Genomic DNA, 20,944 nt, shown 5'->3' with positions numbered 1-20,944 from the left:
GGGCTTGCTCGCGAAGACGGCGACACATGCAGCGGAGATGTTGGCTGGCAGGTCGCTTTCGCGAGCAAGCGCGCTCCCACAGGGGATTCGGTTTCTGTAGTTGGAATGGGTGTTCATATCGATCGCCCCGGTTCGCGGTTGATGTGTTGCCCGGCTTCTAGCAACGTCGAGCACGCACGTACCCGGCGGCCATCGCCCAGACGCACCCAGCAGTCCTGGCAGGCGCCCATCAGGCAGAAGCCGGCGCGGGGTTCGGCGCTGAAGTCGCTGCCGCGCAGGTGATCGCTGCAGGTCAGCACCGCTGTCAGCACGGTGTCGCCGAGCAAGCCGCTGGCCGGTTGGCCGTCGAGAATAAAGTCCAGGACCGGGCGGTCGCCTTCGGCCAGTCGTTTCAGCAGAGCCATGGCGCCCTCATTGTTTGCCCACCAGAACCCGATCCAGGCCATAGACCCGGTCGAGCAGAATCATGGTCAGCGCGGTCAGCGCGATGACCAGCGCCGACACCGCCGCCATCATCGGATCGATGGATTCGGTGGCGTAGACGTACATGCGTACCGGCAGGGTTTGCGTGGCCGGCGAGGTGACGAAGATCGACAGGGTGACTTCATCGAAACTGTTGATGAATGCCAGCAGCCAGCCACCGGCGACCCCCGGCAGGATCATCGGCAAAGTGATCTGCCGGAACAGCGTGAAACGCCCGGCACCCAAGGATTGCGCGGCGTGTTCGGCGCTGCGATCCAGGCCGATGGCCGAAGCCAGTACCAGTCGCAGTACGTACGGGGTAATGACCAGCACATGGGCGAAGATCAGCCAGGCAAAGCTGCCATTGACCCCCATCAGCGCAAACAAACGCAGCAGCGCCACACCCAGTACCAGGTGCGGAATGATGATTGGCGACAGAAACAGCCCGTTGAAAAAGTCCCGGCCAGGGAATTCAAAACGGGTGATCGCCAGCGCCGCCGGCACGGCAATCAGCGTCGCCAGACTGGCCGCGCTGAACGCCAGAATCAGGCTGTTATAGAAGGCATCGACAAAGTCGGCGCGCTCGAACACGGCCCGGAACCAGCGCAGGGAAAACTCGGTGGTCGGCAGGCTCAGGGTGTTCTGGGGGGTGAAGGCCACCAGGCACACCACCACCAGCGGTGCGAGCATGAACAGCACCACCAGGGTGTGAAACAGCAGGGCGAAAGAACCGTTCCTGGACATGACGAATTATCCCAATGACTTCTTGTAGCGGCCTTCGATCATGCGGTTCCACGACAGCATGATCAGCAGGTTGATGAGCAGCAGAGCCACGGCGATGGCCGCGCCCATAGGCCAGTTGAGTTCCGACAGGTACTGGTCGTAGATCAGCGTGGCGACCATCTTCAGGCGACGTCCGCCGAGCAGGCCGGGAATGGCGAAGGAGCTGGCGGCGAGGCCGAACACGATCAGGGTGCCGGACAGGATGCCGGGCATGATCTGCGGCAAAACCACCTGGCGAATCACCGTGAAGTGGCCGGCACCCAGCGACAGCGCGGCTTGTTCGGCGGCCGGGTCGAGTTTCTGCAGCGAGGTCCAAACCGGAATGATCATGAACGGCAGCATCACGTGAACCAACGCAATCACCACTGCGAACGGCGTGTAGAGCAGCTTCATCGGCGAGCCGCCGAAGGCTTGCAGGGTCTGGTTGACCAGGCCGTCGGCGCCGAGCAGCAGGCTCCAGCCGAAGGCGCGTACTACGACCGAGATCAGCAGCGGAGTGAGGATCAGGATCAAAAAAATCGAACGCCACGGCGCACCCATGCGGCTGAGGATGTACGCCTCGGGAACCCCGATCAGCACGCAGAGCAAGGTGGTGAGGGCGCTGATCCACAGGGTGCGCAGAAAGATCTCGTAGAAGTACGGATCGCCCAGCAGGCTGCCGTAGTGTTCGACGGTGTAGGCGTCGCCCTTGATCCCCGAGCCGTAGTCGAAGACGTTGAACGACAGCAGCAGCGTCAGCATCAGCGGGATCACCAGCAGGCTGACATACAACGCCAGGGCCGGTGCCGATAGCAGGTAACCCTGACGCCCCAGGCGAATGGCGGCGAGTGCACTCATGCCGTCACCTCATCGACGCTCAGTACCCGCAACAGCGCCGCGTCCCAGTCAAGACCGACCGCCGTGCCTTCGCTCAATGGTGCCGAGCCGTCGTTGCGGCGCACCACGCAGAGTTCGCCCAGGGTTGTCGACACACCGTACAGCCATTGGCTGCCGAGGAAGAAACGGCTGCTGACCTTGCCTTGCAGGCGACCAATGCCAGCCTCGCGCAGATCGATTTTCTCCGGACGCAGGCTCAGGGTCAGGTCGCCATCGCCACGTCCGCACACCTGAACCACACCGGCCGTGTCGCGTTCACCGGGCAGCAGGTTGGCTTTGCCGACGAACCCGGATATGAACTCGGTACGCGGGTGTTCGTAGAGGGTGTAGGGCGCGTCGATCTGGGTGATGCGTCCGGCCTGCATCACCACCACGCGGTCGCTGATCGACAGGGCTTCGGACTGGTCGTGGGTGACCATCAGCGTGGTGATGCCGACCTCACGCTGGATGCGGCGGATCTCGAATTGCATCTCTTCGCGCAGATTGGCATCGAGGTTGGACAGCGGTTCATCGAGCAGTAGCACCGGTGGCTGGATCACCAATGCCCGAGCCAGAGCTACACGCTGACGCTGGCCGCCGGACAGCTCCCGTGGGTAGCGCTCTGCGTGCTGGTGCAGGCGTACCAGTTTCAGTACCCGCTCAACCCGCTGCCGGATCTCGGCATTCGGCACCTTGCGCATGCGCAGGCCGAAGGCGACGTTGTCCTTGACGGTCATGTGCGGGAACAGCGCGTAACTCTGGAACACCACGCCCAGGCCACGGCTGGCGGGCTTGGCATGGGTGATGTCACGACCGTCCAGGACGATGCGCCCGCTGGTGACTTCAACGAAGCCGGCGATCATTTGCAGGGTGGTGGTTTTACCGCATCCGGAAGGACCGAGCAGGGAAACGAATTCGCCTTTCTCCACCGAGAGGTCGGTGGCGACCACGGCGTCGATTTCACCGTAGCGTTTGCCGAGTTTTTCAAGTTGCACAAAAGCCATGACCGCGCCTCCACCTGAGATTGTTATGCGTCGCCCGAAGGCGCGCTTTTTTGTATGGGCAGATACGAAAAAATGATTCCGGGGTGCGTTGGCGCTCGACTTGAGTCGGCTGCCGCTGTTGTTCGAATCGCCCCTGTCTGGACGCAGATTAGGACGAAGACTAGGATGGGCTCAATGGCCTATTTCACTGAAGCGCTGACTATTTTCAGTTTCATTCGGTGAGTAAATTAATCGTCGAGAAAAACCATGTCTGATTCCATTGAGCGGAATGAAAATAAAAATGACGTCGGTGTCGGCGCCGTCTCACGGCTGTTTGCGGTGCTGCGTGCGTTGGGCGATACCGTCGAGGGCGGGGAGCGCGTGACGCAACTGGCGCAACACATCGGTTTGTCGCAACCGACCACCCACCGCTTGCTGCGCAACCTGATGGACGAGGGCATGGTCGAGCAGGACGCGCGCAGCAAACGCTATCGACTGAGCCTCGATTTTTTTGCACTGGCCGCCCGTGCGGGCAACAGCGGCAATTTGCGCGAACTGGTGCGCCCGGCGTTGCTACGGCTTTCGGCATCGCTGGGGGACTCGTTGTTTCTGCTGGCGCGCAGCGGCTTTGATGCGATCTGCCTGGATCGCAGTGAAGGGCCGTTTCCGATTCGTACGTTCACCGGTGACATCGGCGGGCGCGTAGCGTTGGGGGTGGGTCAGGGCAGCCTGGCAATCCTGGCGTTCCTGCCGGAAGAGGAGCGCGACACGGTGATCCATTACAACCTGCCGCGGCTGAAGGATTTCCATCTGTATGACGAGGTGTTCCTGCGCTCGGAAGTCGAGAACGTGCGCAAGCTCGGTTACGCCGGGCGCAACACCGGGGTGCTGCAGGGCATGGCCGGTGTGGCGGTGCCGATTCTTGACCGTGAAGGCCGGGCGGTGGCGGCGTTGAGCGTGGCGACCGTGAGTGATCGCCTGGGGCCGGATCGCTTGCCGACGGTGGTGGAAATGCTCAAGCGTGAAGCGGCGCTGATCGGGCCGCGGATCAATCCGTTCGATCCGCTGCTGCGGCGGCCTTCTCAAATATTTGGACAGGGGTGAGTCACCACAGATCCCCTGTGGGAGCGGGCTTGCTCGCGAAGGCGGTGTATCAGATAAATGAATGTCGACTGACACTCCGCTTTCGCGAGTAAGCCCTCTCCCACATTAGAACAGTGTTCCATTCATGTTCTGTGGGTGTGATTAGAACTGAGCGGTCTGCCTCAGCATCTGCGCCGCCGGCGTATCTGCCGGGCTGACCATCGCATAGTTGTAACCGCTCCCCGACCAATACTCGGCCTGCAAGTCGCCATCACTGCGACTGCCTCTTGGCAGCATGAAGTTTTTCGGTCCCGGTGGGCGCACGTAGAAGCTGATTTTCTGCCCGCCCTGATTCTCGTAGACCACCATTGCCGCCGGCCCTTGTTCGGTGCTGAGCAAGCGCCCGCTGGCCGGTTTGAAGCCTGCCCTCGACAGGTCAGGCAAGCGATTGGCCTGGGTGAAATAACGGTCGAGCCAGCCCTGCATGTCGCCGTCGTCGCTGGCCTTGTAGTCGGCTGGCAGGATCCCTTGCTGGGCAATCAGACGATAGGCCTGCAGCGCATCGGTCATCGGCAGCTGTGCGCCAGTGAAGGTCATCTCACGGGCCTGCCAGCCACTGAAGCCGCCGATGCTGACCGCGATCAGCAATACGGCCGCGCTGGCCAGATGTCGCCGCGATTGGCGTTTCAGGCGTTGGCGAATCATGGCCGGATCGAGTTCCGGATTGGCCGGTTGTTGCAACACGCCACTCAGGGCCGCGCGCAGTTGCTGGGCATCTTGCTGCCAAGCCCGCACTTGGTCGGCAACTTCCGGATTACTCGTGAGAAAAGTCTCCATCAGACGTCGGTCGTCCTCGCTGAGTTGGTGGTCGACGTAGGCGTGCAAGTCACGCTCGCTTGGGGGCATGCTGATCATTTGAGTCTCCGCAGGGATGGGCGGTTGATTTCGCCATCGCTGAGTTGGCGCAGGGCCTGGCGAGCCCGGGACAGGCGGGACATCACGGTGCCGATGGGTACGTCGAGAATCTCGGCGACCTCTTTGTAGCTCAAGCCTTCCACCGACACCCAGAGCAGCAGCGCCCGTTGTTCGGTGGGCAGTTGATCGAAGGCGTTGAGGGTGGACTGTGCAATCACGGAGCGCTCCACTGAGGGCTGTGCATCATCACGCCCGGTGAAGAATTCGAGCATGCGTGCATAGCGCCGGGAGCGGCGGTGCGCGTCGAGAAACTGCCGATAGAGAATCGAGAACAGCCAGGCGCGCAAATCGCCCTCGGCACGTTTGCCGCCCCAACTCGACAGCGCTCGCTCCAGACTGGCCTGCACCAGATCGTCGGCGCTGCTGGAGTTGCGTGTCAACGACACAGCAAATCGCCGCAATCTGGGAATAATTTCTCTCAGTTGTTCGTCGATATCGTTCATGAAGTTCTGGCTAGTCACTACGCTTGGGACTAGGAAGACGCCCGGCACCCGAGGTTATTCCACGCCTGAAAAAATAAACACCGCACGAAGGAATAAACCGGTGTGCGGTTCGTCTGCTTGATTCTTCTCACTTGTGGCCGATGGCCCTGGAGTCTTTCATGGTAGATCGATCATCACCGCCAACCCGGCCACCCTTGAGTGCGGCGAGCCTGATGTTGCGTCTGGCTGGCATTGCCGTGGTCGTTGCCGCAGTGGCCGGGGCGTTTGCCTACGTCAACGGCACCTTCGACCCACAGCGCCTGACCCCGAAGAAACTGATCAACGTGCTGGAAACCAACAACGGCGTGCATCCCGGTTTCCGACGCAACCATTCCAAAGGCGTGTGCGTGATCGGGCATTTTGAAAGCAGCGGCGAGGCACGCAGTTATTCCACCGCTCAGGTGTTCAACGAAGCGCGGACGCCGGTGGTCGGGCGTTTCGCCTTGCCGGCCGGCAATCCCTACGCACCGGACAGTGCCGTGCCGATCCGCAGCATGGCCTTGCGTTTCACTCAGGCCAACGGCCAGCAGTGGCGCACGGGGATGAACAGCATGCCAGTGTTCCCGGTGGGTACGCCCGAGGCGTTCTATCAATTGCAAAAAGCCCAGTCGCCAGACCCGGCCACCGGCAAACCGGATCCCAAGGCGGTGCCGGCATTTTTTGCTTCGCACCCGGAAGCCGCACCGTTCCTGGCCTGGATCAAAACCGCCAAACCGTCGGCCAGTTACGTGACCGAAAACTACAACAGCGTCAATGCGTTCTACCTGGTCAACGCCGCCGGCCAACGCCAGGCCGTGCGCTGGAACATGGTGCCAGTGGCTCAGGATGCTCCGGGTGCCACGGCGCCAGAAGGCAGCGACTATCTGGAGAAAGACCTGATGCAGCGTATAGCCGCCGGCCCGCTGCGTTGGCAGTTGAACATCACCCTGGCCAACCCCGGCGATCCGGTCAATGACGCGAGCAAAGCCTGGCCGGAAGGGCGCAAGGTGTTGAACGCCGGCACGCTGGTGCTGGAAAGCACCCAGCCGCAACTTAACGGTGAATGCCGTGATATCAACTACGACCCGCTGGTGTTGCCTGCCGGGATCGAAGGTTCCGACGACCCGTTGCTCGCCGCTCGTTCAGCCGGGTACGCCAATTCCTACCTGCGTCGCACCAGAGAAGTCAGCCAGTTGCCCGCCGCCAAACAGGAGGCCCAGCAATGAGCACCCAACCGAACCACTTCGCCCCGCTGGCGCGTCTGCTGCACTGGCTGATGGCGCTGATGATCATTGCCATGCTGTTTATCGGCGCCGGCATGGTTGCCTCGGTGTCCGAACGTCATGAATGGCTGATTCATTTGCACAAACCCTTGGGCATCGCGATTTTGCTGTTGGTGATCGTGCGGCTGGTGGTGCGCTTTTCCACCACGCAGCCACCTCTACCGGCGGACCTGCCGGGCTGGCAAGCGCTGGCGGCCAAGGCGTCGCATGTGTTGCTGTACGCCTTGATGCTGGTCTTGCCGCTGCTGGGTTGGGCGATGATTTCGGCATCGGGTGAACCGGTGATGCTCAGCAGTTCGCTACAGTTACCGTCGATTGTGCCGGCGAACGCACAGGTGTTTGCGTTTTTGCGCAAGACGCACGGGTATCTGGCGTATCTGCTGTTTCTGACCGTGTTGCTGCATTTGGCGGCCGCGCTGTTTCACGGCTGGGTGCGGCGAGACGAAGTGCTGGACAGCATGTTGCGGGGCAAGGATCGCGGTTGAAGGCTGTTCGGAACCGTGGCGAGGGAGCTTGCTCCCGTCCGACTGCGCAGCAGTCGTAAATCGGTCAAATGCGATAGGTCTGACGCACCGCGTTGAATGGGTATGGGGCTGCGCTGCAGCCCAACGGGAGCAAGCTCCCTCGCCACAGTTGAGTGCCTGGGCAGTGTCAGCAATCCACTGCCCTGTGCACCGAAATGCAGCTTGCGAGGGGATCAGCGCAGGGTATCGACCATATCCGCAATGGTGGTCAACACATCCTTGCCCAGTTGTTTCGAACGCTTGCCCGACCAACCGGTTTCCGCGTTCGGATGGTCGTCGTGGTCCTTGAAGGGCATTTCCAGGGTCAGCGACAGGCAGTCGTACTTCTGGCCGACACTGTTGCAGGCCAGCGTCATGTTGGCCTGGCCCGGTTCGTCGCGGGTGTAGCCGTACTTGGTCTGGAAGTCTTTGGTGGTGTGCTTCAGGTGGCTGCGGAAGTGTTCCTCAAGCTTTGCGATCCGTGGCGTGTAGCCTGGATTACCTTCGCAACCGGCGGTGAACACGTGAGGGATTTCCTCATCGCCGTGAGCGTCGAGGAACATATCGACGCCGTACTTTTCCATCTGCTGCTGTACGAACAGGACTTCCGGACTGATTTCCTGGCTGGCGCTCTGCCAGGCACGATTGAGGTCCTGGCCCATGGCGTTGGTGCGCAGGTGGCCGTGGAAAGCGCCGTCCGGGTTCATGTTTGGCACCAGGTACAGGTCGGCGCTGGCCAGCAATTTGTTCAGCACAGGGTCGTCGTGTTTTTCCAGGCGCTCGATCACGCCTTCCATGAACCACTCGGCCATGTGCTCGCCTGGATGTTGCTGGGCAATCATCCACACCTTGCGTCGGCCTTCAGCCCCGGTGCCTTTGCGCAGCAACTGGATGTCGCGGCCTTCGACGCTCTTGCCGGTGGCCAGCAGTTCGGTGCCGGCCTTGGTCAGTGCCTGCTCGATCAGCCAGTCGTGGCGGCCACGGCTGTAGGGCTCGAAGTAAGCGAACCAGGCGTGGGTCTGCTCGGCCTCGAGGCTGAAACGCAGGCAGTCGCCTTCGAAAATGGTGGGTACGCGGAACCAGTTGACGTGATCGTAGGACGCCACCGCCTGATAGCCGGTCCAGGCCTTGTTATAGGAAGATTGGCTTGCATTGTTCAGGCGAAACCAGTGCTCCTGGCCGACGTGCAGGCCACTGGCCTTGAAGTGGAACCACTGAAAATGGGCGCTGCGGGTGTCCGGGCGAATGGCCAGAAGCGGTTTGAGCGGATCGCTGATGTCGATGACTTGGATGTTGCCGCTGTCGAAGTTGGCACTGATGTCGAAAGAGGATTTAGCCACGCTCATAAACGGGTCCTGAATATGATTTTTATGGCGGCTACTTTACACGCAATAGTGGGGTGAAACCGAGGGAAATTGCGGGGTGCAGAGGTGGGGGCGTCCTCCTTGACGCTGTCGCAGCTTAGAGACTGTGCGATTGATTCTCAAGTGCTATTTGTCGTCGGTTAGAACCAATGATGCCGGGCTTTTCTTGCCAACTGGTATTCTTTTGATATCATCCGCGCCATCGAATTTGCGACACCTGAAGACTTCATTAGCCTGAAGCCAAAGCCAGAAAAACTGGCAAAAAAAAGACCCGGCAAAAAGCCGGGTCAAAAACCGTGATTAGCCTGATGAGGAGATAGCCCAGGAGACCGACCTAAGGTCACCTGGTCCATCGACTGATCTCGCGACCAGTTGATGCAATAGTAATCATTCTCGTTTGCAAGTCAAATGTTTTTACCTGCCTGATAGGAAAATTCTTTCCTGTCCTCTCGTTTTGCGTTCTCACCTCAAACCGTTTTCATAGCCTTCCAGCGATCGATCAACCATCGCCCTGGCCATGTCGATCATGTGCACTGTCGAAAACGCCAGGTCGCGATTTGCGCCTTGCAGGTGATTGGCTGACTCGTACGCGGTGGCGGCAGCACAGCGCAACAAGTCTGATGCGTGGACCAACGCCTCTTCGCCCTTGATGTTGCGGTTCACATCAAAAAAACGCGGCTCGACCACCTCCTCTGAAACAGCTGGTTTCAAGTAATAGTCCAGCGCGCGTTGCGCCGCCGCTGAGTCCAGGGGCGAGGTGAGGGTGGTGTCGATTTGCATGTCCGGCAGGTCGTTGGCGGGTATGTTCATGGTGATGACTAGCTCCGTGTTAGATTCAGATCCGTGAATCGATCCTAGTACGAACTGTATTTGTGACGATAATTTAAATACTACAATTTGTGTTTTGATGGCCGGAGTCGCCCACGTATCGTGCCGCACATGGATAAATGGATTGAATTGGTCAAGGCCAAGATGAGTGAACTCAAAATCACTCAAGAGATACTCGCCGAGCGCCTCGGGATGTCCCAGGGCGGGATTGGCCACTGGCTCAACAAACGCCGTGAACCCGGCATCGAAGACATGAACCGTGTCCTGCGGGCACTGGGTCTCGAGTTTCTCGAAGTGGCGCTGGTGATCCGGGAACCGCAGGCGTCAACGGACGATGAAATCCCCCTGACGCAGAAGTACAACCCGTATTTCCGCTACCCGGTCAGTGACTGGCGCGATCCTGCCGAAGTGCGCGATGGCGAGGTCGCGGTGTATGGGAAAGGGCATTTCGAATTGTCCGATTACCACGCGCGGGGGGCGGCATTCTGGTTGCGAGTGGCAGGCGACGCGATGACCGCACCCAATGGCATCAGCCTCCCGGAAGGCATGCTGATCCTGGTGGACCCGGCCGTGGAAGCCGTGCCCGGCAAGCTGGTCATTGCCCAGTGGCCGGACAGCGCCGAAGCCACCTTCCGCAAGTTCATCGAAGAGGGCGGGCAGCGTTATCTGGTCCCGCTCAATCCGACGTATCCGAAAGCCTTGTACACCGAAGAGTGCCGAATCATCGGCGTGGTGGTTCAGGCAACAGCCAAGTTCTGATCAGATCGGTCCTCGCAGCGCGTAGGACCGATCTTCATTTCACGCTTCTTCCAGTTCGACCAGCGCACTGCCTTCGCTGACCATCTCGCCTTCCTGGCAATACAGCGCCTTGATCACCCCGGCGTGGGGCGCACGGATGCTGTGTTCCATCTTCATCGCTTCCAGTACCACCAATTGCGCCCCGGCTTCGACCGATTGTCCGGCCTCCACCAGCACGCGGACGATGCTGCCGTTCATGGGGGCGGTCAGCCCGCCATGATGGCTGTGGCTGGCCTCGACGGCGCTGATCGGATCATAAGACTCGATGCGACGCAACTCGCCATCCCATTGCAAATACACATGGTCGCCACGGCGTATTGCCCGGTGTTGACGGCGCACGCCAGCCTGCTCGGTCAGCAGATACTCACCCTTGAGCCGAGCGCTGTGGGCATTGTTGTCGCCCAGCGTCAGCGCCTGGTCCTGGCCTTCACAACTCAGGTGAAGGGTGATTTCTCTCGGCAAGCCAGCACGCAGCCCATTAGGCGCCGCCCACGGCGAACTCGGGTCATCGGCACGGGTTGCATGCGGTTGGCTCTGGGCAAACGCCTGGGCGGCGGCTTGCCAGAAACCATCGCTGAGCTCCGAGGGGGCCGGCAGCAACTGTTCCTGATAACGCGGAATGAAGCCGGTATCCAGTTCAGCAGCGGCAAATGCCGGGTGACCGATGATGCGCCGCAGGAAATTAATGTTGGTCTTCAATCCGCCGATGGCGAACTCGTCGAGCATGCTCAGCAGGCGCAATCGCGCCTGTTCACGGTCCTCGCCCCAGGCAATCAATTTGCCGAGCATCGGGTCGTAGAACGGCGAGATCTCATCGCCTTCTTCAACACCGCTGTCGACTCGACGCCCCGGCCCCTGGGCGGATTCGCGATAAAGTTCCAGGCGACCGGTCGCCGGCAGGAAATCATTGCCCGGATCTTCGGCATACAGTCGCACTTCGATCGCGTGTCCCACCAGCGGCACCTGATCCTGGGTCATCGGCAATGCTTCGCCGCGGGCCACGCGAATCTGCCAGGCCACCAGGTCGAGGCCGGTAATGGCTTCGGTGACCGGGTGTTCGACTTGCAGGCGGGTGTTCATCTCCATGAAGAAGAACTCGCCCCGCGCATCCAGCAGAAACTCCACGGTGCCGGCACCGACATAACCGATGGCCTGCGCCGAACGCACGGCGGCTTCACCCATGGCGCGCCGCAGCTCCGGGCTCAGGCCTGGTGCCGGCGCTTCTTCGACGACTTTCTGGTGACGACGCTGAATCGAGCAGTCGCGTTCGTTGAGGTACAGGCAATTGCCGTGTTGGTCGGCGAACACCTGGATTTCCACGTGACGTGGCTTGAGCAGGTATTTCTCCACCAGCATCCGCGAGTCGCCGAACGACGATTGCGCTTCACGCTGGGCCGAGGCCAGGGCTTCGGCCAGTTTGCTGACGTCATCGACCACTTTCATGCCTTTGCCGCCGCCACCTGCGGTGGCCTTGAGCAGTACCGGGTAGCCGATACGTTCGCAGGCGTCGCGGAAGGTTTCGAGGTCCTGGGCTTCGCCGTGATAACCGGGCACCAGCGGCACGCCAGCGGTTTCCATCAAGGCTTTGGCGGCGGACTTGCTGCCCATGGCGTCGATGGCCGAGGCGGGTGGGCCGAGGAAAATCAGACCGGCGTTTTCGATGGCGCGGGCGAATCCGGCGTTCTCCGACAGAAAACCGTAGCCGGGGTGGATCGCCTGGGCGCCGCTGGCTTTGGCAGCGGCAATCAGTTTGTCGATCTGCAGATAGCTGTCGGCGGCTTTGCTGCCACCCAGGTCAACGCGAATGTCGGCTTCGCGGCTGTGCCGGGCGTCACGGTCAGTGGCACTGTGCACAGCCACGGTGGTCAGGCCCAGGGCCTTGGCGGTGCGCATCACCCGGCAAGCGATTTCGCCACGGTTGGCCACCAGCAGGGTAGTGAGGACAGGTGCGCTCATCAACGGGGCTCCTTGGTGGTTTCGGCTTGCCAGCTCGGCGGACGTTTTTGCAGGAAGGCGCGCAAGCCTTCCTGGCCTTCGGGGCTGACACGGATGCGGGCGATGGCGTTTTCGGTGTAGCGGCGCAGGGCCGGGGTCAACGAGCCGTCGCCGACTTCACGCAGCAAGTCCTTGCTGGCGCGCATCGCGGCGGGGCTGTTGAGCAGCAGATTGTCGATCCACTGTTCGACTTTTTGTTCCAGCTCGGCACTCGCATAGCTCTCCGACAACAAACCGATTTCCCGTGCCCGCTGCCCGCCGAAGCGCTCAGCGGTCAAGGCATAGCGACGTGCAGCGCGCTCGCCAATGGCTTGCACCACAAACGGGCTGATCACCGCCGGCGCCAGGCCGATGCGCACTTCCGACAGACAGAACTGCGCGTCATCGGCACCGATGGCCATGTCGCAGCAACTGATCAGGCCCAGTGCGCCACCAAAGGCTGCGCCTTGCACCACCGCCAGCGTCGGGACTTTCAGCTTGGCCAGGTTGTACATCAACTCTGCCAGTTCCCGGGCGTCGTCGAGGTTGGTGGCGTAATCGAGTTCGGCCGATTGCTGCATCCAGGCGAGGTCGGCGCCGGCGCTGAAATGTTTGCCACGGCCGCGCACGATCAGAAATCGCAGGCTGGCATCGCTCGCGACTTTGTCGAGGGCGAGGATCAGCTCGCGGATCATTTCGGCATTGAAAGCGTTGTTTTTTTCTTCACGGCTGAGCCAGAGAGTCGCAAAACCCCTTGGATCGGTCAGCAGTTCGAGGGTGTTGAAGTCGCTCATATTCGTCCGTCTCCACGGCTCTTGTGTAGGAGCGAGCTTGTTCGCGATGGGCTACAGGGCGGCGCGTTTTTTCAGAAAACACGCGTTTTCGTTAACGTCCATCGCGAGCAAGCTCGCTCCTACAACAAAAAAATCACATCCGGAACACGCCGAAGCGGCTCGGTTCGATTGGCGCGTTCAACGACGCGGACAGGGCCAGGGCCAGTACGTCGCGGGTCTGGGCCGGGTCGATGACACCGTCGTCCCACAGGCGCGCGCTGGAATAGTAGGGGTGACCCTGTTCTTCGTACTGGTCGAGGATCGGTTGCTTGATCTCGGCTTCCTGTTCGGCGCTGAAACCCTGGCCGCTGCGTTCGGCCTGTTCGCGCTTGACCTGCACCAGCACGCCGGCGGCCTGTTCGGCGCCCATCACGCCAATGCGCGCATTCGGCCACATCCACAAAAAGCGCGGATCATAGGCGCGGCCGCACATGCCGTAGTTACCGGCACCGAAACTGCCGCCGATGATCACGGTGAATTTCGGCACCTTGGCGCAGGCCACGGCCGTCACCAGTTTCGCGCCGTGCTTGGCGATGCCGCCGGCTTCGTACTTCTGGCCGACCATGAAGCCGGTGATGTTCTGCAAGAACAGCAGCGGGATGCCGCGCTGGCAAGCCAGTTCGATAAAGTGCGCGCCTTTTTGCGCGGCCTCGGCGAACAGGATGCCGTTATTGGCAAGGATCGCGATCGGGTAGCCGTGCAGATGGGCAAAACCGCACACCAGTGTGGTGCCGAACAGCGCCTTGAACTCATCGAACACCGAACCGTCCACCAGCCGCGCAATGACTTCACGCACATCGAACGGTTGCTTGGCGTCGGCCGGGACCACGCCGTACAACTCGTCACTGCTGTAGAGCGGGGCGATCGGAGTGCGTTGCTGAACCTCACCTTGCTTGCGCCAGTTGAGGTTGGCGACACTGCGGCGGGCGAGGGCCAGGGCGTGTTCGTCGCTTTCGGCGTAGTGGTCGGCCACCCCGGAAATCTTGCAGTGCACATCGGCCCCGCCGAGGTCTTCGGCACTGACCACTTCACCGGTCGCGGCTTTCACCAGCGGCGGGCCGGCGAGGAAGATCGTCGCTTGTTCGCGGACCATGATTGCTTCGTCGGCCATCGCCGGTACATACGCGCCGCCAGCGGTGCAGGAACCCATGACCACGGCAATCTGCGGAATGCCCAGGGCGCTCATGTTGGCCTGGTTGAAGAAGATCCGGCCGAAGTGCTCGCGGTCGGGAAACACTTCATCCTGACGCGGCAGGTTGGCGCCGCCCGAATCCACCAGATAGATGCACGGCAGGCGATTCTGCTGGGCGATGGTCTGGGCGCGCAGGTGTTTTTTCACCGTCAGCGGGTAATACGAGCCACCTTTTACGGTGGCATCGTTGGCGACGATCATGCATTCGACGCCTTCCACACGGCCGATCCCGGCAATCACGCCAGCCGCCGGAACATCCTCGCCATACACCGCGTAAGCCGCCAGTTGGCTGATTTCCAGAAACGGTGAGCCCGGATCCAGCAAACGGTTGATGCGCTCGCGAGGCAGCAATTTACCCCGCGAGGTGTGGCGTTCCTGAGCCTTCGGCCCACCACCCTGCGCCACTTGGGCGAGCAGGGTGTGCAGGGCGTCGACCTGTTTGAGCATCGCCGCGCTGTTGGCCGCGAACTCCGCTGAACGGGGGTTGAGCTGGGTATGCAAGGTAGCCATGGACAGCTCCGTTTAGCGGGTTTCGTTGAACAGTTCGCGACCGATCAGCATGCGACGGATCTCACTGGTGCCCGCGCCGATTTCGTACAGCTTGGCATCGCGCAACAGACGGCCGGCCGGGAATTCGTTGATGTAGCCGTTGCCACCGAGAATCTGGATCGCGTCGAGGGCCATTTGCGTGGCGCGTTCGGCGGTGTAGAGGATCACACCGGCGGCGTCTTTGCGTGTTGTTTCGCCGCGCTCGCAGGCTTGGGCGACTGCATAAAGGTAGGCACGGCCGGCGTTGAGTTGGGTGTACATGTCGGCGACTTTGCCCTGGATCAGCTGGAATTCGCCGATGCTCTGGCCGAACTGCTTGCGGTCATGGATATACGGCACGATCAGGTCCATGCACGCCTGCATGATCCCGGTCGGGCCGCCGGAGAGCACGACGCGCTCGTAGTCGAGGCCGCTCATCAGCACTTTCACACCGCCGTTGAGCACGCCGAGGATGTTTTCTTCCGGCACTTCGACGTCATCGAAAAACAGCTCGCAGGTGTTCGAGCCGCGCATGCCAAGCTTGTCGAACTTGTTGCTGCGGCTGAAGCCTTTCCAGTCGCGCTCGACGATGAAGGCGGTGATGCCGTGGGGGCCTTTTTCCAGGTCGGTCTTGGCGTAGATCACGTAGGTGTTGGCGTCCGGACCGTTGGTGATCCAGGTTTTGCTGCCGTTGAGCACGTAGTGGTCGCCACGCTTGTCGGCGCGCAGTTTCATCGAGACGACGTCGGAACCGGCATTTGGCTCACTCATGGCCAAGGCGCCGATGTGTTCGCCGCTGATCAGTTTCGGCAGGTATTTGGTTTTCTGTTCGTGATTGCCGTTGCGGTTGATCTGGTTGACGCACAGGTTGGAGTGCGCGCCGTAGGACAGGGCCACCGAGGCCGAGCCACGGCTGATTTCTTCCATCGCCACCACGTGGGCCAGGTAACCCAGGCCAGCGCCGCCGTATTCTTCCGGTACGGTGATGCCCAGCAGGCCCATGTCGCCGAATTTGCGCCACAGGTCGGCGGGGAACAGGTTGTCGATGTCGATCTGAGCGGCGCGCGGGGCGATCTCTTTGGCGACGAAGGACTGAACCTGATCGCGCAGCATGTCGATGGTTTCACCGAGGGCAAAGTTCAGGGATGGATAGCTCATGGGGGCACCTTTTGGCTTTTTTGTCGGGTGGGGAGGGCCGTGATTCGGCTCTCACCTTTACGTTAACGTAAGCCTGTGACGAATGGCTGTCAATCACCCTTTACGTTAACGTCAACTTGAGCGAGAGTAGAGCCAGTTCAAGATAGAACGCGGACCCATTCTGTGGTGATGGTCTGTGGTGAGGGGGCTTGCCCCCGTTGGGCTGCGAAGCAGCCCCAAAATTTCCGATGTATCGAAGATCTTGTGAGTGCTGCGCACTCAAACGGGGGCAAGCCCCCTCGCCACAGGTTGTTCCCACAGGTAGCCGCGGCAAGCCCATAAATAAAGACAATAGGGGTCGTCATGGATCAACCCAGTGCAAGCCCGCAACGCAGTTACACCCGTGGTTCCCAGGACAAAGCCTTGCTGGCGATGACCATCGGCCAGGCGTTCGACAACACGGTCGCGCAGTACCCGGACGGGGAGGCGCTGGTGGTGCGCCATCAACAGTTGCGTTACACCTGGCGGCAATTGGCTGAAGCTGCGGACCTGCACGCCAGAGCACTGCTGGCGCTGGGGCTGCAAGCCGGGGATCGCCTCGGCATCTGGGCGCCGAACTGCGCGCAGTGGTGCATCAGCCAGATTGCCACCGCGAAGATTGGCGTGATCCTGGTCAACATCAATCCGGCCTACCGCAGTTCCGAACTCGAATACGTGTTGAAGCAATCCGGTTGCCAATGGCTGGTGTGCGCCGGGGCCTTCAAGACTTCGAACTATCACGCGATGCTGCAAGGCCTGGTGCCGGAACTGGCCGAGCAATCCATCGGCCAGTTGCACAGTGAGCGGCTGCCGGAGTTGCGTGGCGTCATCAGCCTGGATGCGCAGCCGCCATCGGGGTTCCTGCCATGGTCGCAACTGGCCGATCTGGCTGGCAGCGTCACGGTCGAGCAATTGCATGAGCGCCAGGACAGCCTGCATTTCGATCAGCCGGTGAATATCCAGTACACCTCCGGTACTACCGGTTTCCCCAAGGGCGCGACCCTCAGTCATTACAACATTCTCAACAACGGTTACATGGTCGGCGAAAGCCTGGGGCTGACGGCGGCCGATCGACTGGTGATCCCGGTGCCGCTGTATCACTGCTTCGGCATGGTCATGGGCAACTTGGGCTGCATCACCCATGGCAGCACGATGATTTATCCCAACGACGCGTTCGATCCGTTGCTGACCCTCAGCACTGTGGCTGACGAAAAAGCCACGGCGCTGTACGGCGTACCGACCATGTTCATCGCCATGCTCGATCAGCCACAACGTGCCGGGTTCGACCTGTCGAGCCTGCGCACCGGGATCATGGCGGGCGCAACCTGTCCTATCGAAGTGATGCGCCGGGTCATCAGCGAAATGCACATGAGCGAAGTGCAGATTGCCTACGGCATGACAGAAACCAGTCCGGTGTCGTTGCAAACCGGTCCTGCAGATGATCTGGAATTGCGCGTGACCACCGTCGGGCGCACCCAGCCGCAGCTTGAAAGCAAGATCATCGACGAAGCGGGCAACCTGGTGCCGCGCGGCACCATCGGTGAGCTGTGCACCCGCGGTTACAGCGTGATGCTTGGCTATTGGAACAACCCCGAAGGCACCGCAGAAGCCATCGATCAGGCAGGCTGGATGCACACCGGTGACCTGGCGAGCATGAACGATGAGGGTTACGTGTGCATTGCCGGGCGCAACAAGGACATGATCATCCGTGGCGGTGAGAATATTTACCCGCGGGAGCTGGAAGAGTTCTTCTTTACCCACCCGGCCGTGGCCGACGTGCAGGTAATTGGTATCCCGTGCTCGCGATATGGTGAAGAGATCGTCGCCTGGATCAAGTTTCACCCCGGCCACAGCGCCACCGAGCAAGAGTTGCAAGCCTGGTGCAAGGAGCGCATCGCGCACTTCAAGACGCCGCGTTACTTCAAGTTCGTCGAGGAGTTTCCGATGACCGTGACGGGCAAGATCCAGAAATTCCGCATGCGCGAGATCAGTATCGAGGAGTTGCGCATCAACAAAGCCTGACCACAACCCAATGTGGGAGCGGGCTTGCTCGCGAAAGCGTCGGATCAGTCGATACATGTATTGACTGAAGCACCGCCTTCGCGAGCAAGCCCGCTCCCACAGTTTTGATCGAGGAAAACCTGAACGCCAGACAGCACAAAGGGGAGCCGAAGCTCCCCTTTAATTTTTTGTTGCGCGTGCTCTTTTTTTATTATTGAGGGGCGGTCTGTTTTTGTTTTTGGCAACCGTTGCCCTTTACTGCTGTTTTTGGCGATCCCCATCCGGGATCAAGAGCAAACGTATTTTTTTGAGCGCTGATCTACTTTCTCGCTGAGCGATCCAACCAGTTCGGGAGCTACCTGAAGGTAGTTTTATTATTCTCTGTCCGGTTGCGGGTAACTCCGAAAAGCACCCTGAAAAGCACATCTTCTCCAAAAAAATCTGTTAGCTGCGTCTCTGCCGTGTTGTTTTTGTTATGTCAGAGTCGTTACGTCTTGTTTTTATTAGGTTTGCTGCAATTTTTTTATTCTTGTTGTGCGATAGAGATAGCAGGAGCCGTGCCAACTTTTTAAAAACCTTTAAAATCAACGGTTTGGAGTTTTGTAGGGTTTTTCGTCTCAGGCAAAACCCTACATTTTGTTTCCGTGTTACTCGCTTGCGTCCACGTTTGTGTCGATGCGGTAACACCTGGACACACACAGCACACTCACTGTGCGCTGCGGGCCTTGGCCACGCGGGAACCGGTAGGGCGACCTAATACGGTGCAAATCTGCTGTCCGGCGAGCATCAGTGCATCGAGGTCGATTCCAGTGTCGATGCCCAGGCCGTTGAGCAGGTAAACCACGTCTTCAGTCGCGACGTTACCGCTGGCGCCCTTGGCATAGGGGCAGCCGCCGAGACCGGCGATGGAGCTGTCGAACACCGAGATACCTTCCAGCAGGCTGGCGTAGATGTTGGCCACTGCCTGGCCGTAGGTGTCGTGGAAGTGCCCGGCGAGTTTTTCCCGGGGCACATCCTTAGATACCACTTCGAACATTTTCCGGGTCGCGCCAGCGGTGCCGGTACCGATGGTGTCCCCCAGCGATACCTCATAGCAGCCCATGGCGTAGAGCTCGCGGGCGACCATGGCGACCTGCTCCGCAGCGACGTTACCTTCATAGGGGCACCCCAGCACACACGACACGTACCCGCGCACGGTCACCCCATGTTGTCTGGCGGCCTCCATGATCGGTACGAAACGCGCCAGGCTTTCGCTGATCGAGCAATTGATGTTGCGCTGGGAAAACGCTTCGGACGCCGCCGCGAACACGGCCACTTCCTTGACCCCGGCGGCGAGGGCATCTTCGAAACCGCGCAGGTTGGGAGCCAGTGCGCCATAGACCACACCCGGTTTGCGCTGTATCTGCGCGAAGACCTCGGCGGAACCGGCCATCTGCGGCACCCACTTGGGCGAAACAAAACTGCCGACTTCTATATAGCCGAGCCCGGCTGCGGTCAGTGCATCGACCAGTTGCACCTTGTCGGTAACACTGATGGGCCGGGCTTCATTTTGCAGACCGTCGCGTGGGCCGACTTCGACAATGCGTACGTGGGTGGGGAGGGACATAAGAGATTCACCTGTAGTCATGGTGAGCGGGGATCTAATGTGGGAGCGGGCTTGCTCGCGAAGGCGTCGGCTCAGTCGACATCAGTGTTGAATGACAAATCGCCTTCGCGAGCAAGCCCGCTCCCACAGTGGATCTTCGTATGGTTACTGAACCGATTCCTGGCTTTTGAGCGTCTGCTCCAGCGCCTGCACGCAGCGCTCTTCGGCAGTATCCAGTTCCAGTTTCATTTGTTCGATGTCCAGCAACTGCTGTTCAAGCTGCTCACGGCGTTCGCTGATTTTCGCCAGCATGCTATGCAACTGTTTGGTGTTACCGCTGGACGGGTCGTAGAGTTCGATCAGCTCACGGCATTCAGCCAGCGAGAAACCAATGCGTTTGCCCCGCAGGATCAGTTTGAGGCTGACCTTGTCGCGGGGCGAGTAAATGCGTTCCTGGCCACGGCGCTCGGGGCTGAGCAGGCCTTGCTCTTCATAAAAGCGAATGGCGCGGGTGGTGATGTCGAGCTCGCGGGCGAGGTCGGAAATGCTGTAGGTCTGGCTGCTCATGGAAGCGCTCGCAAAAGGTCATGGCGCTAAGCTAATGGCAGGTTGACGTTTACGTCAAGGGGCGCGAACTTTCAGTGTTTTTGCTGGCCCCTTCGCGAGCAAGCCCGCTCCCACAGGGATCTGTGCAGGGCACAAGAATTGTGTCCACTGAAGATCCAATGTGGGAGCGGGCTTGCTCGCGAAGAAGTCACCTCGGTATCGAGCCTTACACCTTCTCGAGCTTTTTCTCCTGCGCCGTCACCTGTTGGCACAACTCGATCATCTGCTCGCGCATCCAGCGGTTCGCCGGGTCCTGATCAGTGCTTTCGTGCCAGTAAAGGTGGGTTTCCACCGGCGGCACATCGTTGACCGGCAGATAAAAGGCGTGCAGGTCGTTACGGCGGGCGAAGCGTTCCGGCACGGTCATGACCATGTCTGTCTGTTGCAGCACCTGCGAGGCCATCAGGTAATGCTGGGAACGCAGGGCGATCTTGCGCTGGATGCCCATCTTGCCCAGCGCCAGGTCGACATAGCCGAGGCCGCTGCGGCGGCTGGAAATATGGATGTGGGTCAGGCCCAGGTAATCATCCAGCGTGAGTTTCTCTTTGCCCGCCAGCGGATGCCCCTTGCGCATGGCGCACACGTAGCGGTCTTCCATCAACTTGACGTGACGCACTTGCGGGTCGGTGTTGAGCGGCGCATCGACCGCGAAGTCGAGGCGGCCGGCCGCC

21 protein-coding genes are annotated in these 20,944 nt (G+C 60.4%); 5 read left to right on the top strand and 16 right to left on the bottom strand.

Translation table 11 applies throughout. From position 1 onward, the window contains the following. Positions 1-113: 113 nt before the first annotated feature. From PMI28_RS00560 to PMI28_RS00575, 4 genes are read right to left on the bottom strand one after another with little or no spacing between them, the layout of a single operon-like run. Positions 114-404, bottom strand: coding sequence for a (2Fe-2S)-binding protein (locus tag PMI28_RS00560; protein ID WP_007992819.1), 291 nt, complete (start codon positions 402-404; stop codon positions 114-116). A gap of 7 nt (positions 405-411) precedes the next feature. Further along, positions 412-1,206, bottom strand: a complete 795-nt coding sequence (locus PMI28_RS00565) for an ABC transporter permease (protein WP_007992818.1) — start codon at positions 1,204-1,206, stop codon at positions 412-414. A gap of 6 nt (positions 1,207-1,212) precedes the next feature. After that, positions 1,213-2,082, bottom strand: coding sequence for an ABC transporter permease (locus tag PMI28_RS00570; protein ID WP_007992817.1), 870 nt, complete (start codon positions 2,080-2,082; stop codon positions 1,213-1,215). Beyond that, a complete protein-coding gene (locus PMI28_RS00575; protein WP_007992816.1) occupies positions 2,079-3,104 on the bottom strand; it encodes an ABC transporter ATP-binding protein in 1,026 nt (341 codons plus the stop codon). Before PMI28_RS00575 ends, PMI28_RS00570 begins: the two co-directional genes overlap by 4 nt. 246 nt (positions 3,105-3,350) lie before the next feature. On the opposite strand from PMI28_RS00575, the gene PMI28_RS00580 reads away from it, so the two are divergent. Beyond that, positions 3,351-4,187, top strand: coding sequence for an IclR family transcriptional regulator (locus PMI28_RS00580; protein WP_007992815.1), 837 nt, complete (start codon positions 3,351-3,353; stop codon positions 4,185-4,187). 141 nt (positions 4,188-4,328) lie between these two features. Here PMI28_RS00580 and PMI28_RS00585 read toward each other — a convergent pair whose 3' ends face one another. Further along, a complete protein-coding gene (locus PMI28_RS00585) occupies positions 4,329-5,081 on the bottom strand; it encodes an anti-sigma factor family protein (RefSeq protein ID WP_007992814.1) in 753 nt (250 codons plus the stop codon). Continuing rightward, positions 5,078-5,584, bottom strand: a complete 507-nt coding sequence (locus PMI28_RS00590; RefSeq protein ID WP_033063639.1) for a sigma-70 family RNA polymerase sigma factor — start codon at positions 5,582-5,584, stop codon at positions 5,078-5,080. Before PMI28_RS00590 ends, PMI28_RS00585 begins: the two co-directional genes overlap by 4 nt. 158 nt (positions 5,585-5,742) lie before the next feature. Between PMI28_RS00590 and PMI28_RS00595 the strand changes: the two genes are divergently transcribed. Together PMI28_RS00595 and PMI28_RS00600 are read left to right on the top strand one after the other, a co-directional pair. After that, positions 5,743-6,828, top strand: a complete 1,086-nt coding sequence (locus PMI28_RS00595; RefSeq protein ID WP_007992812.1) for a catalase family peroxidase — start codon at positions 5,743-5,745, stop codon at positions 6,826-6,828. Next, positions 6,825-7,370: a cytochrome b gene (locus PMI28_RS00600; protein ID WP_007992811.1), complete on the top strand. Its 546-nt coding sequence runs from the start codon at positions 6,825-6,827 to the stop codon at positions 7,368-7,370. The genes PMI28_RS00595 and PMI28_RS00600 overlap by 4 nt, the downstream gene beginning before the upstream one ends. A gap of 212 nt (positions 7,371-7,582) precedes the next feature. Here PMI28_RS00600 and PMI28_RS00605 read toward each other — a convergent pair whose 3' ends face one another. Together PMI28_RS00605 and PMI28_RS00610 are read right to left on the bottom strand one after the other, a co-directional pair. Then, complete coding sequence (locus PMI28_RS00605) at positions 7,583-8,734, bottom strand: M14 family metallopeptidase (protein WP_007992810.1); 1,152 nt, start codon at positions 8,732-8,734, stop codon at positions 7,583-7,585. Between the two features lie 480 nt (positions 8,735-9,214). Next, the gene (locus tag PMI28_RS00610; RefSeq protein ID WP_007992809.1) at positions 9,215-9,562 is read right to left on the bottom strand and encodes a DUF6124 family protein; all 348 of its coding nucleotides are present in this window, start codon (positions 9,560-9,562) and stop codon (positions 9,215-9,217) included. Between the two features lie 129 nt (positions 9,563-9,691). Here PMI28_RS00610 and PMI28_RS00615 point away from each other — a divergent pair, with 129 nt between their 5' ends. Beyond that, positions 9,692-10,339 (top strand): LexA family protein, encoded by a 648-nt coding sequence (locus tag PMI28_RS00615; protein WP_007992808.1) that lies wholly within the window; start codon positions 9,692-9,694, stop codon positions 10,337-10,339. 39 nt (positions 10,340-10,378) lie between these two features. On the opposite strand, the gene PMI28_RS00620 is transcribed toward PMI28_RS00615, so the two are convergent. The 4 genes from PMI28_RS00620 to PMI28_RS00635 form a co-directional block, all read right to left on the bottom strand. Then, positions 10,379-12,334, bottom strand: a complete 1,956-nt coding sequence (locus PMI28_RS00620) for an acetyl/propionyl/methylcrotonyl-CoA carboxylase subunit alpha (protein WP_007992807.1) — start codon at positions 12,332-12,334, stop codon at positions 10,379-10,381. Continuing rightward, the gene (locus PMI28_RS00625) at positions 12,334-13,146 is read right to left on the bottom strand and encodes a gamma-carboxygeranoyl-CoA hydratase (protein WP_007992806.1); all 813 of its coding nucleotides are present in this window, start codon (positions 13,144-13,146) and stop codon (positions 12,334-12,336) included. The genes PMI28_RS00620 and PMI28_RS00625 overlap by 1 nt, the downstream gene beginning before the upstream one ends. 133 nt (positions 13,147-13,279) lie before the next feature. Next, positions 13,280-14,887, bottom strand: a complete 1,608-nt coding sequence (locus PMI28_RS00630; protein ID WP_007992805.1) for a carboxyl transferase domain-containing protein — start codon at positions 14,885-14,887, stop codon at positions 13,280-13,282. A 12-nt stretch (positions 14,888-14,899) separates the two neighbouring features. Continuing rightward, positions 14,900-16,063 (bottom strand): isovaleryl-CoA dehydrogenase, encoded by a 1,164-nt coding sequence (locus PMI28_RS00635; RefSeq protein ID WP_007992804.1) that lies wholly within the window; start codon positions 16,061-16,063, stop codon positions 14,900-14,902. 342 nt (positions 16,064-16,405) lie between these two features. Between PMI28_RS00635 and PMI28_RS00640 the strand changes: the two genes are divergently transcribed. Further along, complete coding sequence (locus PMI28_RS00640) at positions 16,406-18,103, top strand: AMP-binding protein (protein ID WP_007992803.1); 1,698 nt, start codon at positions 16,406-16,408, stop codon at positions 18,101-18,103. A 44-nt stretch (positions 18,104-18,147) separates the two neighbouring features. Here the strand turns inward: PMI28_RS00640 and PMI28_RS30655 are convergent, their stop codons facing one another. The 4 genes from PMI28_RS30655 to PMI28_RS00655 all read right to left on the bottom strand — a co-directional run. Continuing rightward, on the bottom strand, positions 18,148-18,363 hold the full coding sequence (locus tag PMI28_RS30655; RefSeq protein ID WP_157395801.1) for a hypothetical protein: 216 nt from the start codon (positions 18,361-18,363) through the stop codon (positions 18,148-18,150). Positions 18,364-18,788: 425 nt separating this feature from the next. Further along, positions 18,789-19,688, bottom strand: a complete 900-nt coding sequence (locus PMI28_RS00645; RefSeq protein WP_007992802.1) for a hydroxymethylglutaryl-CoA lyase — start codon at positions 19,686-19,688, stop codon at positions 18,789-18,791. A 144-nt stretch (positions 19,689-19,832) separates the two neighbouring features. Beyond that, complete coding sequence (locus PMI28_RS00650) at positions 19,833-20,234, bottom strand: MerR family transcriptional regulator (RefSeq protein ID WP_007992801.1); 402 nt, start codon at positions 20,232-20,234, stop codon at positions 19,833-19,835. 205 nt (positions 20,235-20,439) lie between these two features. After that, positions 20,440-20,944, bottom strand: a 505-nt coding sequence (locus PMI28_RS00655; protein ID WP_007992800.1) for a LysR substrate-binding domain-containing protein, incomplete at its 5' end; no start/stop codon positions are given.

This window comes from Pseudomonas sp. GM48, from assembly GCF_000282335.1.
In the GTDB taxonomy this organism is placed as follows: Bacteria; Pseudomonadota; Gammaproteobacteria; order Pseudomonadales; family Pseudomonadaceae; genus Aquipseudomonas.
The sequence above is the reverse complement of the archived record's forward strand: the minus strand, read 5'-3'. Positions and strand labels throughout refer to the sequence as shown.